General features: G+C 64.5%; 7 protein-coding genes and 1 tRNA gene. 3 read left to right on the forward strand and 5 right to left on the reverse strand.

What is annotated here, in order from left to right; all coding sequences use genetic code 11:
* Positions 1-109 precede the first annotated feature (109 nt).
* The 4 genes from QMG25_RS18725 to QMG25_RS18740 all read right to left on the reverse strand — a co-directional run bounded on the left by QMG25_RS18725 (position 110) and on the right by QMG25_RS18740 (position 3,499).
* The gene (locus tag QMG25_RS18725; protein ID WP_283462599.1) at positions 110-667 is read right to left on the reverse strand and encodes a hypothetical protein; all 558 of its coding nucleotides are present in this window, start codon (positions 665-667) and stop codon (positions 110-112) included.
* Positions 664-1,026: a PadR family transcriptional regulator gene (locus tag QMG25_RS18730; protein ID WP_283462602.1), complete on the reverse strand. Its 363-nt coding sequence runs from the start codon at positions 1,024-1,026 to the stop codon at positions 664-666. Before QMG25_RS18730 ends, QMG25_RS18725 begins: the two co-directional genes overlap by 4 nt.
* A 106-nt stretch (positions 1,027-1,132) precedes the next feature.
* Positions 1,133-1,223, reverse strand: a tRNA-Ser gene (locus QMG25_RS18735).
* A gap of 92 nt (positions 1,224-1,315) precedes the next feature.
* On the reverse strand, positions 1,316-3,499 hold the full coding sequence (locus QMG25_RS18740; protein ID WP_283462603.1) for a prolyl oligopeptidase family serine peptidase: 2,184 nt from the start codon (positions 3,497-3,499) through the stop codon (positions 1,316-1,318).
* Between the two features lie 92 nt (positions 3,500-3,591).
* Here QMG25_RS18740 and QMG25_RS18745 point away from each other — a divergent pair, with 92 nt between their 5' ends.
* Positions 3,592-5,538 carry an FAD/NAD(P)-binding protein gene (locus tag QMG25_RS18745; protein WP_502866451.1) on the forward strand — a complete coding sequence of 649 codons (1,947 nt, stop codon included), beginning with the start codon at positions 3,592-3,594 and terminating at the stop codon, positions 5,536-5,538.
* A 186-nt stretch (positions 5,539-5,724) separates the two neighbouring features.
* Here QMG25_RS18745 and QMG25_RS18750 read toward each other — a convergent pair whose 3' ends face one another.
* A complete protein-coding gene (locus tag QMG25_RS18750) occupies positions 5,725-10,800 on the reverse strand; it encodes an ExeM/NucH family extracellular endonuclease (protein ID WP_283462604.1) in 5,076 nt (1,691 codons plus the stop codon).
* A gap of 483 nt (positions 10,801-11,283) precedes the next feature.
* On the opposite strand from QMG25_RS18750, the gene QMG25_RS18755 reads away from it, so the two are divergent.
* The gene (locus QMG25_RS18755) at positions 11,284-13,491 is read left to right on the forward strand and encodes an acyl-CoA dehydrogenase family protein (RefSeq protein WP_283462605.1); all 2,208 of its coding nucleotides are present in this window, start codon (positions 11,284-11,286) and stop codon (positions 13,489-13,491) included.
* A gap of 81 nt (positions 13,492-13,572) precedes the next feature.
* Positions 13,573-15,729 carry an acetate--CoA ligase family protein gene (locus QMG25_RS18760; protein ID WP_283462606.1) on the forward strand — a complete coding sequence of 719 codons (2,157 nt, stop codon included), beginning with the start codon at positions 13,573-13,575 and terminating at the stop codon, positions 15,727-15,729.
* The last annotated feature ends 60 nt before the right edge of the window (positions 15,730-15,789 follow it).

Raw genomic sequence — 15,789 nt, forward strand, 5'->3', positions numbered from 1 at the left:
GGATCATCAAACGCGCCATCTCCAAATACCGTGCCAAAGAACGAAGCCCCGACCGCCGCACCTACCCCGCCACACTCACCACCAAGATCTTGACAACACCCCTCAGAACCTAACCGAACGGCATTGGCATTAGTGCCGCCGTGGCCAGCAGCACCGGAAGGGGCGAAAGCGCGAGCAAGGCACTGCTTTCCTCCCGGGGCTGCAGCAGTGCAGCGAGGACTCCGGCGGCGCCGCCAACCAGGGGAAGGGCAACAAGGGCCCACATGTGGCGGAGCAGGAGGTTCAGGTACAAGGGCAGGGCTAGGACCAGAACGGCAAGCAGTGCGAAACAGGCCAGTTGCGTGCCCCCAAGCAGCAGCGGCTCGCTGTTGCTCCAAGGAGAGATGGCCGCGGAGAAGATCAAAAAAACCACCAAGCCAAGGGTGGACAAGATCATCTGCCGCCGCACGCCGTCCCGTGGGGCCAAAGGTGCCTCGGCCGCCAGCCGCGCCGCGTAGTCCCGTGGAGTGCCGAAAGCGTCCTCCGGTTCCTGCCCGGAGTCCTCAATGAACTCCGCCACACTGGCCAAGGCATCGCCGATGGCTGCTCCCGTGACGCGGTGCAGGCGCAACTCCAGTGTCAGCTCGTCAAACCATTTTTTGTGAAGGTCCGTTGCTGTCTTTGTCATGGTGAGACTCCTCGATGGTTGGCTGCGGTGAGAAACGCCGTCGTGCTTGTGGTGAAGGTGAGCCATTGGCTGCGTTGGCAGGCCAGCTCGGCACGGCCGTGGGAGGTTAGGGAAAAGAACTTCCGCCCCGGTCCACTTTCGCCGGGACGCCATTCCACCTCAACCCAGCCGGCTGTTTCAAAGCGGGTCAGCAGTGGGTACAGGGTTCCGCCCTTGAAGGTGCCCAGGCCCGCCTGTTCCAGTGCCGTGATGATGGCGTAGCCATACGTGGGGCCAGCCGAGAGGGCCTGTAAGGCGCACAATCCCAGCGATGCCCGGTTCCAGTCGCTGGGCCACGACTCCAGTTGCGTTGAACTCATAACTAGACAGTATGTCTAACTAGTCAGTCTGACAAGTACAGCCTGAGGGGCGGGTGTCGGGACAACAAAAAATGCGCCCCCAACCGTGGTTGAGGACGCATTCTTTTGGCGGAGACGGGGGGATTTGAACCCCCGGTGGAGTTGTGCCCCACACTTCATTAGCAGTGAAGCCCATTCGGCCGCTCTGGCACGTCTCCAGCACTGGAAAGGGTAGAAGCCCCTAACCAGCATCCCAAACTTTACCCAGTAGAAGCCCCTCAAAGCAAAACGAGGGCCGGGGTGGCTGTTTTTACAGCTCGCCGCTGAGCGCGCGCCACAGGAACTCGTGCGAGGCCGTGTGCAGCCGCGCGGCCTGTTCGTTGTTCCCGGCGCCGGCATGCCCGCCCTCCAGGGCCTCATGGAACCACACCGGAATCCCCATCGCCTCCATGCGGGCTGCCATCTTTCGCGCCTGTACGGGCCCCACCCTGTCATCGGAGGTCGCCGTCCAAATGAAGGTGGCAGGATAGTCGACGCCGGTGCGCAGCAGGTGGTATGGGGAGAACGTCTTGATGAACTCCCACTGCTCGGGCACATCGGGGTCGCCGTACTCGGCAATCCACGACGCCCCCGCCGAGAGCTTCGTGTACCGTCGCATGTCAAGCAGCGGCACCCCGCAGGAGATGGCGCCAAACAATTCCGGGTAGGTTGTGAGCATGTTGCCCACCAGCAGCCCGCCATTGCTGCCGCCGGAGCAGCCCAGGCGTGCCGGGGCAGCGACGCCGCGAGCGGCAAGGTCGCGGGCCACGGCGGCAAAATCCTCGTACGCCCGGTGCCGGTTTTCCCGCAAGGCTGCGGTGTGCCAGCCGGGCCCGTATTCGCCGCCGCCGCGGATGTTCGCCACCACATACACGCCGCCGCGCTCCAGCCAGCTGCGCCCCACGGCCCCGCTGTATGCCGGCGTGCGCGAAACCTCGAAGCCGCCGTAGCCGCTGAGCAGGGTGGGGTTGCCGCCGTCGAGCAACAGGCCCTTGGGCCCCACTTGGAAGTACGGGATGCGGGTGCCGTCCGCGGAGGTGGCAAAGTGCTGCTCCACGCTGTAGTTTTCCGTGCTGAAGAACGACGGCGCCTTCCGCACCAGCGCGGCCGCTGCGCCGGGGGTGCCACTGGGGTCTGTGGAGCGCTCGGACGCCAGGGTGCCACGGTACACGGTGGAGGGGGTGAGGTATCCGGAAGCGACAAGCCAGTAGTCGTTGCCGGCGTCGAGATCGTCCTCGTCCACAGCGTAGGCGTCCACTGAATGCAATGGCGGGCAGGCGTCCAGTTCCTCGGCCGCCCACCCAGCGGCAGGGTCCAGCACCAGGATTTTGGCGGAGACGTCGGAGAGCAGGTTCAGCAGCAGGAAGTCCCGCGTCCAGCTCCAGGACTGCAAGGACTGCGCCGGGGTGGGGGCAAAGATGATCAGCAGATCCCGGCTGCCGGCCATGAACGCGTCAAGGCCAATCGCCAGCAGCGTCCCGGCGGCGTGCACGGTGTCATTGACGTGCCACGGCGTGCGGGGCCGCAGCAGGAGCCATTCGCGGTGCAGGGAGACATTCATGTCATCCGGAACATCGATGTGGACCCAGTTTTCGCCCACGCGCAGGTAGCTGCGGCTGTTGTAGAAATCCAGCACATCGTAGGCCACATCGCGTTCAAAGCCGGGCGTGCTGCTGTGTGAAACACCACCACTGAGATGGTTAAGCGGCACGGAAAACAAGGGCTCCTTCGCAGCCATCTGCGCCAGCGACTCCCCGCGGTGGAGCACCCGGGCGGCGGCCGGGTAGGAGGAGACCGTCATGGAGCCCGCACCCGTGTCGGTGCCCACGTAGAGCGTGTCGGAATCCAGCCAGCTCAGGCGGGTTTTCGCCGCCGGCAGCTCAAAACCGCCGGGCACGAAAGCAAGCGTGGCAAGGTCGAACTCGCGGTAGGCCACCGCGTCGCCGCCGTCGGGGGAGAGGGCCAGCATCGCGTGGCGGTACTCCTCGCCCGGGGCCGGGCGCAGCAGGGACGCCCCCGCCCAAATCCATTGGGTGTCCTCTGCCGTGCACAGGGCGTCGACGTCAAGCAGAACCTGCCATTCGGGGGCGTTGCCGAGGTAGCTTTCCCACGTGGTGCGCCGCCACAGCCCGCGCGGGTTGGCCTCGTCGCGCCAAAAGTTGTAATACCACTGCCCGCGCTTGGACACCATGGCGATGCGATCCTTGGAATCCAGCACCTCCAACACGGAGGCCTCAAGGGCTTCGTAGGCAGGATTGAGCAGGGCCGCGTCCGTGCGGCCATTGCGCTCGCGGACCCAAGCCATGGCCGCCTCGCCGTGGATGTCCTCCAGCCAGAGGAACTCATCGGCGGGTTCAACAGCTGCAGCTTCGCCGGCAGTTGCTTCGCCAGCAGCGGCAGCTCCGGCAGCTTCGCCGGAAACGAAAGGGGATGTGGGCGGGAGCGCATCAGTCATGGCACCATCCTAGGCGCGCTGGCCATCTCGGACACATCCCGGCGTCCGCCGAAAACGGCGTCGTGCAGGGTGCCATCAGTTAAGCTCAAGAGGTGGAAACCAAGGGCATGCAAACAGTGGTCATAGTGGGGGCGGGGCCCCGCGGGACCTCCGTCATGGAACGACTGCTGGCGCAGCACACACTGGATCCAACGGCCCAACTACTGCACATCCACCTGGTTGATCCCTTTCCTCCGGGTCCGGGCCACGTATGGCGCACCGGACAGTCGCGGCTGTACCTGATGAACACGCAGAGCTTTTACCCCACGCTTGTCCCGGACCAGGGGGTGGCCGCCGCGCCGTTGGCCGGCTGCAGTTTCAATGAATGGCGCGCCGCCCAGCAAACAACGCCATGGGAGCAGCTCAGCGCCGACGACCGCAGCGAACTTGCCTTCTTGCAGGCCGGAAACTTCCCCAGCCGGCCCCTCTACGGGCGCTACCTGAGCTGGTGCTTTGAGCAGTTGAAACGCTCCATGCCCGACGGCGTCACCCTCACCATCCACGCTGCCGAGGCCAAGCGGGTGGCGAGGGAGCACGAAAAGGGCGGCTTCGTCGTCGAACTTTTGGAAGGCGAGAAGCTCCACGCCGACCAGGTGGTGCTGGCGCTGGGGCATGTGGAGTCCAAGCTGAGCCCGGCACAGCGCGAGCTCCGCATGCAGGCGCGCGCCAACGGGCTCACGTACCTGCCGCCCGCGGTCCCCAACGACGTGGACTGGGAGCGGATTCCTGCCGGTGAAACTGTGCTGGTGCGCGGCATGGGGCTGAACTTTTTCGATGTCCTGGGCCAGCTGACGGAGGGCCGCGGCGGTGCTTTCGAGCCGACGGGCCACCCCGCCGGCGAGGCGTTGCGCTATGTACCCTCGGGACGGGAGCCGGTCATTGTGGGGGCCTCGCGCCGCGGCACCCCGTACCGGGCCAAGGCAGAACTCGCCAACCATTATCCGCACAGCGTGGTGCTGCGCTTTCTGGGCGAGGACGCCGCGGCGGCGATCCGGGCCATGGGCGCCACCGCCGGTTTTCGCCACGACATCTGGCCGCTGCTGCACCGCGACACTTTGTGGGCGTATTACACAACGCTGGTCCGGACCCGGCCCGAAGCGGTTGCGGCGGAATTCCTGCCGGAGCTGGATGCCCTGCTGCATTCCGGGCTCGACGACGGCGGCGGGGCGGAGTGGGAGCAGCGGCTGAAGGAACTGCTGGCGACGCATGTGCCGGCCGAACACCTGCTGGAGCTGCAGGGCCTGGCCCGGCCGCTGTCCAGACACCTGCCGCGCCCCGGCGAGAAGCACCGCTTCGCCACGCGTGCAGAGTTGGACGCGGCGGTGCTGGCGTATTTGGCTGAAGATGCCGCAGGGTCCGCGCGCGGGGAGGACGACCCCGTCAAAATGGCCATCTGCGCCCTCAATGCCGGGCGTGCCATCATCAAGTCGCTGGTGGCCGACCAGGGCATCACCCAAGACTCGTGGCTGGGGGAGTTGCGCGGCTGGTTTGAAGGCTTCGTCGAAGGGCTGGCCAGCGGTCCGCCGGCGCTGCGCGTGGAGCAATTGGCTGCCCTGGTGCGGGCAGGCGTAGTGCATTTTGCCGGACCGGATCCGCGTTTTCGGATTGAGCAGGGCATGTTTACCGTCAGTTCTCCGTGGGTGGCCGACGAGCCGTGGACTGCGCGGTGCGTGGTGGAGGCGCTGGCCCCGGCCAACGATGTGCAGGCCAGCGAGTCGCTGCTGCTGCAAAACTTGTTCGCGGACGGGTTGGCGCGCCCCCGCGTCATGCTGGCCTCGGACGGCCAACCCGTGGTGACAAGCGGCTTGGACGTTTCGTTGCCTCCCTACCGTCCCTTGGATGGTGCGGGTGTGCCGGTGGCCGGACTGTACGTCCTGGGCCTTCAGCTCTCCTCGGTGCAGTGGGGGACGGCCATCGCAGCGGAGGCTTCGGCGAAGTACCGCAGCGGATACCGCACGGTGCGCGACGCCGACGTGATCGCAGCAGCCATTCTCGCCTGACCGCCCCTCCCCCCGACCCTCCTGCAGCTTTGGCGTCCTTTTCTGGGACGCTCCTGCAGCTTTAGTGCCTTTTCCCGGAACCCTCCCGCAGTGCAGCAGACACAAAATGGCCATCCGCTGCGGGTTTCACAACGGACGGCCATTTCACTGCTGCCCCGGATCGATGCGTCCAGGGTGTTGCCAGTTTTAGTGGCGGGCTGCCTTGCGGCGGGCTGCCATGGCAACTGCAGCGCCGGCCCCCAACAGGACCAGGGCGCCGATCCCCAGCGGAAGCGCGGTGGCTCCCGTTGACGCGAGGTCGCCTGATCCGTTGCCTGAACCGTTTCCAGCGCCGGTGCCGGATCCGTTGCCAGCGCCGGTGCCGGATCCGTTGCCTGCGCCGGTGCCTGCGCCGGTGCCGGATCCATTACCTGAATCGTTCCCAGCGCCGTTACCCGCACCGTTGCCCGAGCCACTAGTCGCTGAGGGCGACTTGGTCGGTGTCGGGCTTTCCGTCGTCGTGGGTGTCGCGCTTGCCGTGGGTGTAGGCGTCGCGGTTGATGTCGGGCTTTCTGTGGGTGTGGGTGTCGTGGTCGGCGTCGCGCTTTCCGTGGGTGTCGGCGTCGGTGTTCCTGTACCGGCCGTCACCGGGATGGTGATCGGAAGCCGGGCGTAGGTGCCGCCGTCGGTGGTGATGGTGAAGCGTCCGCCGTTGAGCTCCTCGGGAACCGTGAAGTTCAACGTTGCCGCACCATCGGTGACCGGGAACGTGCCAAGCTCGGCCGGCAGGACCGCTGCGGCCAGAACCGCGAAACCAGTCCCACCGCCGCTGCCGGAAGGCTCATATCGGAGAGTGACTTCCGTGGAGTCGGGCGCTCCGAGCGACGTCAGGTCGAGCTTCTGCAAGCCCACCGTGACTTCCTGGCCCTCGGTGACGCTCGCCGGAGCGTCGACGACGTCCACGCCGCGGCGTGAGAAGTCCGGTGCGATGGGTGCGGTGATCGACTTGTCGCTGAGGTACGCAATCCAAGCGTCGCGGTCAATGAGACCGGAATCCTTGGTGTTGGACCCGTCGGTAAACACGCGGAAGTTATCCCCGCCCGTGATCAGGAAGCCGAACGTGCCCACACGGTAGGACCGCTCAAGATCCAGCGGCGCACCATTGATGACAACGGATGTGATGTGGTCGCCCAGCTCGCGGGTGGAATCGTAGGTGTAGTCCATATTGTCGGACAGGCCAAGGTTCAGGAACGGGCGGCTGGGAATGGTGCCGTCCGCGTTGGTCTGCCACTGCTGCTCCAGCATGGTCTTCACCTGAGCTCCGGTGAGAGAGGTGGTGTACAGGTTGTTCACGAACGGGAGCACGGCGTTGGCATTCGCGTAGGTGACCTGGCCGTCCGGGAAGCCTTCGTTCTTGTACAGCAGATCTGCGCGGAGGCCGCCTGGATTGACGACGCCGATCTCGGCTCCGCCGGTTTGCTCCTCCTTGAGTGCGTCCAGGAGGGCGTTGCCCACCAAGTTGCCCAGTGCGGATTCGTTGGCGCGGTCGTCACGGGAGTATTCGCCTGTGACGGGATCGAAGGTCTGCGCCGTGGTGATGTCGGCGGTGATCTCGCCGACAGGAACGCTTCCTGCCACCTTGGCGTCGGCCAGAGCCTTGTCAACAATGCGCTGGACCTCGGCCACGCGCGGGAACTCGTCCGCGAGAGCTGCATCGTCCTCCGTGGTGCGGGGAACGATCTGCTGCGTGTACGCGGTCACCGCATTGGTGTCTGCATCGACGAACAGCTGAACCTGGCCAATGTTCTCCCCGTAGCTCCCGGTTTGGAGGATGGGACGGGTTTTCAGAGCTGCATCAGCTGTAACGCCGGGGATGGGTGCATCCCACGCGTACTGTTTGTGCGTGTGGCCGGTGAAGATGGCGTTGACCAATGGGCTGGTCTTTTCAACGATTTCGGCGAACGCGCCACCGCCGGCGACTTCCTCTTCAAAGGTTGCGCCGTCGGGTGTTCCCATGCCTGCGCCCTCATGGAATTCGGCCACAATGACGTCGGCGAGTTGGTCGTCGGCGATCTCCTTGGCCACGCGGTTCACTGCTTCAACCGGGTCGCCGAAGTCCAGCATGGAGATTCCAGCTGGTGTCACCAGCGTGGGTGTTTCCTGCGTGACGGCCCCGATGACGGCCACCTTCACACCGTTGACTGTGATGATCGTGTACTCGTCCAGCACAGGGTCGGTGGTTCCCTTGGCGTACACGTTGGCCCCCAGATAGGGCCAATTGGCGGCTTCGGCAACGCGTCCGTCCAGATCCGCATAGCCCTTGTCGAACTCATGATTTCCGACGGCGGAGGCCTGCAGCCCCAGCGCGTTCAGCACATCGATGGTGGGCTGGTCCTGCTGTGAGGCGGAAGCGAACAAGCTGGCACCAATGTTGTCGCCGGCGGACAGGAATGCCGTTTTGGCATCGCCCGAAGCTGCGCGCAGCTGCTCCACCGTACCGGCGAACTTCACCGTGTTTTTGTCGATGCGGCCGTGGAAGTCATTGATGTTCAGGAGGTTGAGTTCCTTGGTGCCCACCGGCTGCGTGGACATGTTCAGCCCCACCACCACGGGGTCGTGGTCGGAGGCGGAGAACTGATTCGGGGCGTAGAAGTTGGTGATATTGGTGTTGTAGCGGCTGTAGCCCATGGCGACGGACTCGGTGGAGTTGATGTTCCAAATATCGGCGCCGGATACGAGGGAATTGGCAGCAGGGGAGGCAAGTATGTGGTCGAGGGAACCGACCATGCCGCCGTAGCTGTAGGAATGCTTGCCGGTTTTGCTGCCTTGGTCCACATACCCTGCACTGGTCATGACATTGATGGGATCTTCAAATTGGTAGGCATTGAAATCACCCATCAACAGCACCTTGTTGGTGCCCTGGGACTGCTGCAGTTCCGTGGAGAACGCCACCAAGGCCGTGGCTTGGGCGGTGCGTGCCTTGTTGGAGTTGCCTTGGCCCTCGTCGTCGTCGCCTGGAAGCGCCGAACCCTTGGACTTGAAGTGGTTGACGATCAGCAGCACCTTGGTGGAATCAGCGGCACCGGCCAGCTTGAAGGACTGTGCCAGCGGCTGCCGGGCAACGCCGGTGAAGGCTGCATCGTCCAGGATCACCGACTCGCCGACGGGTGCGGCAACTTTTTTCTTGTAGATGAAGCCGGTGCGGATGACGTCTTCGTCGTCCAGTGCGGGCCGCACGGACGGGGAGGGGACAAAGGCCCACGTGTCCGGCTCGGACACGTTGAGTGCGTCCACCAAAGTGGAGATGGCTGCGTCGCGGTCTTGGCCGAACTTGGCGGAGTTTTCAAGTTCCTCCAGTGAGAGCACATCGGCGCCGGAGGCGGTGATGCCAGCCACCAACTTGTCTTGCTGGCGTTTGAGGTTCGCCGCATCGGCGGCACCGCGCTGCAGGCAGCCGGAGCGGACGGAGATGTTGTTCCCGTCCCGGTCGGTGTAGAACTTGCAGCTGGTGTTTTGATCGCCCGTGGTGGGGAAATAGTTCTCCACATTGAACGAGGCAACTTTCACGTTCCCGCCAACAGCATCCGGGGTGTCTTGGCGGGTGTTGCCGAAGGCGATGGGCTGCACTTCGCCGGCATTGTCCGGGGTAAGGGCCTCCAACGGCTGGAACTTGTAGGCGTTGTTGCGGTTGTCAAAAATGACGGGTGCAATAAAGTCGGCACTTGAGCCAACGCGCATTGGTGTGCCTTGGCTCAGCCACGGAAGTGGGGTTGCGGATCCCGGGGCCCTGAGGAAGTTGGTGCTGGCGCCGTCGTCGAGCCTGATGGCGCGGGCAGCGTTCTCGGCAACCGTCGCCTCGTATTCCGCAGAACCAAAGGGTGCCACGGCCGTGGGCTGGACCAACGCGGTGGTGCCCGTGGCGAGGCCCACCTCGCCGTAGTTGTTCAGGGTGTAGTTGTCGGTGATGGTGAACTCGCCCTGCGGTTCCACCAGCATGCCTTCGAGGGTTTCGCGTCCTGCATCGGTTGCCGGAACGGCAATGGCTGCGGCCTTGACCGCCTCAACAACGTCGGTCAGCAGAGTCATGCCGCCGGCGGGGACCTCGATCTCCGTGGTCGTGGTGGCATCATCGGCGTTGCCAAATTCCTTGACGAGGCCGCTCACTTGGACGTAGTCGCCGATTTTCACGGCGTCCATAGTGGCTGGGGAGTACACGAACACGCCGTCGGAGGCCTTGTGGGTCGCGGGATCAAGGTCTCCGCCGGTGCCTGGCGTCTGGATGAAGTAGCCGTTGAAGCCACCCGTGGGGTAGGCCGCGGTCACGACGCCCTTGGTGGTGACAGCGGTGCCCACCAACGGGCTGGTGGCGCCTGTGCCCTGGATCTCGGCGATGCTCTTGTTGCCGGAGTCTTCCGGATCCGGGAGGGGTTCGGCGCCGCCCTGTGTTCCCGTGGGGCTCGGATCTTGCTTGGAGAAGTCAGCCGCGTTGTCATCCGTGTCCGCGAAGTCGGTGCGGTTCAGGGAGTTCGTGACGCTGGGCTTCGGGGCGGGAGCCGTCTCGAAGGTGTTGGAAGAGCCATAGCCGAGCACATCGACAATACCGTCAGTGCCCACCAGTGAGCCGGTGGCAAGATCCGCCGGCAGTTCCGCGGCCTGGTTGGAGAGGAACAGCGTTCCGGCGGACCCGGAGGGGTTGATAGTGGTTTTGGTGTAGTCGGTCGCAGGAAGGTCCCGACCGTTGGCACCGTTGGAGCCGCCATTGATCAAAAAATAGTCGTTGGCCTTGATGATGCCGTAAAGGACAGCCACATCGTTTGGTGCTGCCGTTCCACCGGCCGAGCGGTACTGCAACGACCATCCGGTGAGGCTGATGTCCGCATCAGTGGGGTTGTGCAGTTCAATAAACTTGTTTTTGTAGGCCGCGTTGGCGCTGCCGCCGTTGACGTAGGCCTCGTTGATGATCACGTTCGGCACAGCCGGAGATGCGGACAAGGCGTTGGCCGGTTTGTCTGTTAGGGGGACGGGAGCCGGGGGAGCGTCGCCTGGCGCGGGTTCCGCCGTCGTGCTTGCCGCTGCAGAGCCGGTGGAGTCCGGTGACTCCGGTGAAGCGGTGGCACCGGTGGTTGTTTCCGCGGGTGCCGGTGAAGCGGTGGCAACGGCGGTGGATTCCCCGGGTGCCGGGTCGTCGGTGGCCAGAGCCGGCGAGATCGCCAGCGGGGCCACGGCCAGGCCAAAGGCCACCACGGCCCCCAGTCCTGCCTTGATGAAGTTGTTGCTCGTCATGTCTCCAACTCTCGAAAGGGTGGCACGTCATTGTGCCGTGAGTGATGATGAACCGCAGACACTAGTTGGAGGCGCTCTGAAGAAGCAGCAAAAGTATGGTCCCCCCGACCATCCCTGCAGGGTCGTGTTTGAGCCAAACACATAGTTGTGAATCATTCATGAACGGACGCTTGCGGTCAAGCAAATTCCGGCTTCTTGTTTGAAAACGGAAGAAAAAGTGTCAAAGAGTGACTTGCGCAGGCCAAGTCCGGGGAGGATGTTCGAACAAGTGCCTTTGCTGTTGAGGTGGCGGGCGCCCGCGCATTCGGCAAGCTTCCTGTGCCGGCCACCCCCGGAGTGCAAAAAAGATTTTAGAACCCGATTCCAAAAAACTGTTGCCCAAATCACAAACTTAAACTAGACTCTAGTTTCAGTTAACAAATATCCCGCTGGACGGGCCACCTCCCCTCCGGGAGGGTCCGTCCGTGATTTTGGAGTGATTAGATGCCGCTGTCCCTCACCGAAGAGCACGCCGATCTGGCTGCCGCCGTTTCTGAATTCGCTGATCGGTTCGCCGACATCCTGCAGACGCGCGAACTATTCGACGCTTACGGTGCAGGCGGCCGCCCCGCACACTGGGGCGAGCTGGTAGACAACGGACTCCACTCCCTGCACATTAGCGAGGAACGCGGAGGGCAGGGCGGCAGCGTTGCCGATACCGCGATCGTGGTTGAAGAATTTGGGCGCCGATTGGTGCCCGGACCCTATGTATCCACCGTTCTGGCCAGTGCGGCTGTGGCGGGAGCCGCCGAATGCAAGGCATCCACGCACGGCCTGGACATCTTCGCGGAGGGGGCCACCGGGGCCTTGGTCATGCCCACCTCCGCCATCACTGCCGCAACCACCGGTGAAGGATGGACACTGAACGGACGCGTGGAAGTGGCGTCGCTGCTTTCGGCTGAATGGCTCGTTGTCGGTTTCAATGACGGGACGGCAACCCGCTTTGCCCTTGTTGCCGCCGAGAGCGCGGGCCTGTCCAAAACGGCTGGCAGCTGCACGGACCTGACCCGCGACGCCGGAACGCTGATCCTGGACTCCCTGGAGATTAACGCCAATGACGTTTTGGCGGGCCTCGACGCGCAGCATGTTCAAACCCTGCAGGCCGGCCTGCTCGCCGCAGAGGCCGCGGGCATCATGCGCTGGGCCGTGGAAGCCACCACGGAGTACGTCAAAATCCGCGAACAGTTCGGCAAGCCCGTGGGTTCCTTCCAAGCCGTCAAGCACAAGTGCGCCAACTTGCTCATCGCCTCCGAACTGGCCACTGCTGCCGCCTGGTCGGCGCTGGTGGCCATGGACCAGGACGCAGACCAGCAGGCGCTCGCGGCCGGCTCCGCCATTCAAGCGGGCATTGTCCCGGCAGTGGACGCGCTGACGGAGGCCGTCACCATCTTTGGCGGCATTGGCTACACCTGGGAGCACGACGCCCACCTGTACCTGCGCCGCGCCATCACCCTGGCTGCGCAGGTGGCGCCCGTCAGCGCCCGTGTGGAAGCCTTGGGTCGCGTTGCACTGAATTTGGACCGCCGCATCGACATTGAACTCCCGGATGAAGATCCCGCCTTCCGCCAGCGCATCAGTACGCTCCTTGACCAAGCCTGCGACCTGAAGAATGAGCACGACGGCGGGCGGTGGAATTCACGCGGCTCGCAACGCACATTCCTGGCCGAAAACGGGCTTGCGGCCCCGCATTGGCCGGCCCCGTACGGCCTCGGTGCCAGCCCGGCGGAGCAGGTGGTCATCGCCCAGGAATATGCTCGGCGGAAATTGACCCAGCCCTCGTCGGTCATCGGCGAGTGGGCCATGCCCACCATCCTCGCCTACGGCAGCGACACGGTGAAGGAGCAGTTTGCCCTTCCCACCCTGCGCGGCGAGCTCATCTGGTGCCAGCTGTTCTCCGAGCCCGGCGCGGGCTCCGATCTCGCTGGCCTGTCCACACGCGCCGTGAAGGTCGACGGCGGCTGGGAGCTGAAGGGGCAAAAGGTGTGGACCTCCGGGGCCCACGAGGCGGACTGGGGCATCTGCCTGGCACGCACCGACGCCGACGTGCCCAAGCACAAGGGCCTGAGCTACTTTCTCGTTGACATGCGCGCCAAGGGTGTGGACATCCGGCCACTGAAGCAGTCCACGGGCGAGGCCGAATTCAATGAGGTCTTCCTGGACTCCGTGTTCGTCCCGGACGCACTCCTGCTGGGCGAACCTGGCCAAGGCTGGCGAATCACGGCCACCACGCTGCAGAACGAGCGCACCCAGATCTCCTCCGGCGTTTCGGCCGGAACAGAAGAGTCCCTGCGCCGGCTCATCAGCGACGGCGGTTGTGCGGGCGCCGCTGACGAGGCTTACGCGGCGCTGGGCCGCATTGTGGCCGTGAGCTCCGCCATTGGCGCCCTGAACCTGCGCGAAACGCTGCGCCAGGTCAACGGTCTCCAGCCCGGAGTCGGTTCCTCCCTCGCCAAGGTTGCCCACGCCCGGCTCTCCCGTGAAGCCGCCACGGTGGTTCTGCAACTGGCCGGACCGGCAGCCCTGTTTACCCAGGCTCCGGGGGACGCCGTGACAGGGCTGCTGGGTGTGCCCCAGGTCCTCATTGGCGGCGGCACGGTTGAAATCCAGCTCAATGTCATCGCCGAACGCATCCTTGGCCTGCCCCGGGGCTAGGCACCGCACCCGCCGCAGGAACCGCGCGGCGAGGAACAATCCTTCAGTAATCTAAGTTTCACCGAAAGGAACACTTTTCGCATGACAACGATGACAGGCGAGGCCGCCACATTGAAGAACCTTGACACGGCAAGGCTGAGGGAGCTTGTTGAGCCCCGAAGCATTGTGATCATCGGTGCCAACTCGAAGTCCAGCTGGTCCCACTTCACCCATTCCAACCTCCTGGCAGGCGGCTTTGAAGGGGAGCTGTACATGGTCAACCGGCGCGGCGAGGAGTGCCACGGCCAGCCGTCTTTCACCTCGATCGCTGAACTCCCCGCCGTGCCCGATCTGGCCATTGTGCTCACCGGCGTCAACTCGTTGGAGACCATCCTTGAAGAGGCCAGGGTCAAAGGCATCCGCAACCTGGTCATGCTGGCCTCCGGCCTCGGCGAGGCCGGAGCGGAGGGTCAGGCGCTACAGGCGCGGCTCGTGGAGCTGGCCCGCGAAGCCGGCCAACTCATCCTGGGCCCGAACAACCTGGGCTTCGTGAACTCCCATGCGAAGGTAGCCGCGTTCAGCCACATGACGCAGATGCCCATGATCGCCGGAGGTGTCGGCGTGGCCAGCCAATCCGGAGCCCTGGCCATCTACCTGCTGCCGCACATGGCCTCTCGCGGGGTGGGCTGCTCTACGGCCGTCACGGTAGGCAACGAGGCCATGATCACCGCCATCGACGTCATGGACATGCTCGTTGACGACCCGGACACCCGCGTTATTGCCGCCTACCTGGAGCAAATCTCCGACCCGGGGCACTTCCTGTCCGTGGCGCAACGCGCCCGCCTGGCGGGCAAGCCCATCGTGGTGTTCAAGGCCGGGCGCGGGGAGGCCTCCGCCCGCGTGGCAGCCGCCCACACCGGCTCGCTCGTAGGAGATGACAAGATCATCGACGCCGCGTGCAGGCAGTTCGGCGTGGTGCGGGTTGACAACATCGAGGACTTGGTGGCGACTTCCGGGATCATGGAATCCCACGGCCGGATTTCCGGCAATCGCATGGGCGTGGTGACGGGATCCGGCGCCATGTGCGCACTGATCGCCGAGAAGGCCGAGGAGGCGGGACTGGACATGCCCGCCCCTGCCGAGAACACTGTGCGGGCCCTGCACGACGCCGGCCTGCCCACGTTCTCCACCGTCAACAACCCCATGGACACCACCGGATACATCTCGGTGGACCCGACCATCATGACCAAGGCCAACCAGTGCTTCATTGACGACGACAACTTTGACTTCATCGTCATCAACAGCGGCTGGCCCATGAGTCAGCCCATGGCAGACATGGGGCGCCTGAACCAGGATGAGCTGCACCGCCAGCTGACCTCATCGCCGAAGCCCGTCATCGGCATGAGCTTCCTGCCCACCGAGGTGACCGATTTTGGGCGTGCTTTCGCCAACGAACACGGCCTGCCGCATGCTTCGGATTCCTTTGACCGCGGCATCCCTGCCGTGGCTCGCAGCGCCTGGTGGAGCAAGCGGTCGGATGAACTCGCCAGCGACCCCGTGGTTGCACCGGCAGGCGTGATTGAGAAGCCGTCCGGTGCCGAAAGTTGGAGTGAAATTGAGGCCGGCGCGTTCCTGCGCAAGCACGGCGTTCCCTATGTTCCCGCCGCCATCGCCACGTCTGCCGCGGAGGCCGTTGCGGCGGCCGGTGACATGGGTTACCCAGTGGTCCTCAAGATCGCCTCCGAAGACATTGCGCACAAGACGGAGGTGGGCGGAGTCCGGCTCATGCTGCGCGACGCCGAGGCCGTCACCGAGGCGTACAACTTCATTATGGCCTCCGTGGCAGATCTCGCCCCAGAGGCGCACATCCAGGGTGTGGCCGTCTCGCCCATGCGGCCCGCCGGGAACGAACTGCTCGTGGGAATTGTCCGGGACCCGCACTGGGGACTGGTGCTCGCCGTCGGATTTGGCGGCGTCATGGTGGAGATCCTCAAGGACTCCGCACTGCGCCTGCTGCCCGTGGGGCCGGCCGAGATCCGCCGCATGCTCGAATCCCTCAAGGGCATTGACCTGCTGACAGGTTTTCGCGGAAATGCCGCGACGGACCTGGACAAGCTGGCCGAGACCATCTTCCGGATTTCACAGGTGGCAGTGGGTCTCGGCGACGAGCTCGAAGAGCTGGAAATCAACCCGCTGCGTGTAGCCGGCGACGAGATTGAGGCGCTCGACGCCCTGATCCGTTGGAAGGACAAGTCATGAAAGCCGCTGAACGCGTCTGCTTCAAGGCCCGGTGGTAGCGTTGGTAACCAACCGGATATA

Origin of the sequence: Arthrobacter sp. H35-D1 (assembly GCF_030063185.1) — a bacterium.
Classification (GTDB): Bacteria; Actinomycetota; Actinomycetes; order Actinomycetales; family Micrococcaceae; genus Specibacter.

Bases quoted from the DNA above. Each gene is read 5' to 3' on its own strand.
- QMG25_RS18725 (WP_283462599.1), bottom strand. From the start codon at position 667: ATGACAAAGACAGCAACGGACCTTCACAAAAAATGGTTTGACGAGCTG.
- QMG25_RS18730 (WP_283462602.1), bottom strand. From the start codon at position 1,026: ATGAGTTCAACGCAACTGGAGTCGTGGCCCAGCGACTGGAACCGGGCA.
- QMG25_RS18740 (WP_283462603.1), bottom strand. From the start codon at position 3,499: ATGACTGATGCGCTCCCGCCCACATCCCCTTTCGTTTCCGGCGAAGCT.
- QMG25_RS18750 (WP_283462604.1), bottom strand. From the start codon at position 10,800: ATGACGAGCAACAACTTCATCAAGGCAGGACTGGGGGCCGTGGTGGCC.
- QMG25_RS18755 (WP_283462605.1), top strand. From the start codon at position 11,284: ATGCCGCTGTCCCTCACCGAAGAGCACGCCGATCTGGCTGCCGCCGTT.
- QMG25_RS18760 (WP_283462606.1), top strand. From the start codon at position 13,573: ATGACAACGATGACAGGCGAGGCCGCCACATTGAAGAACCTTGACACG.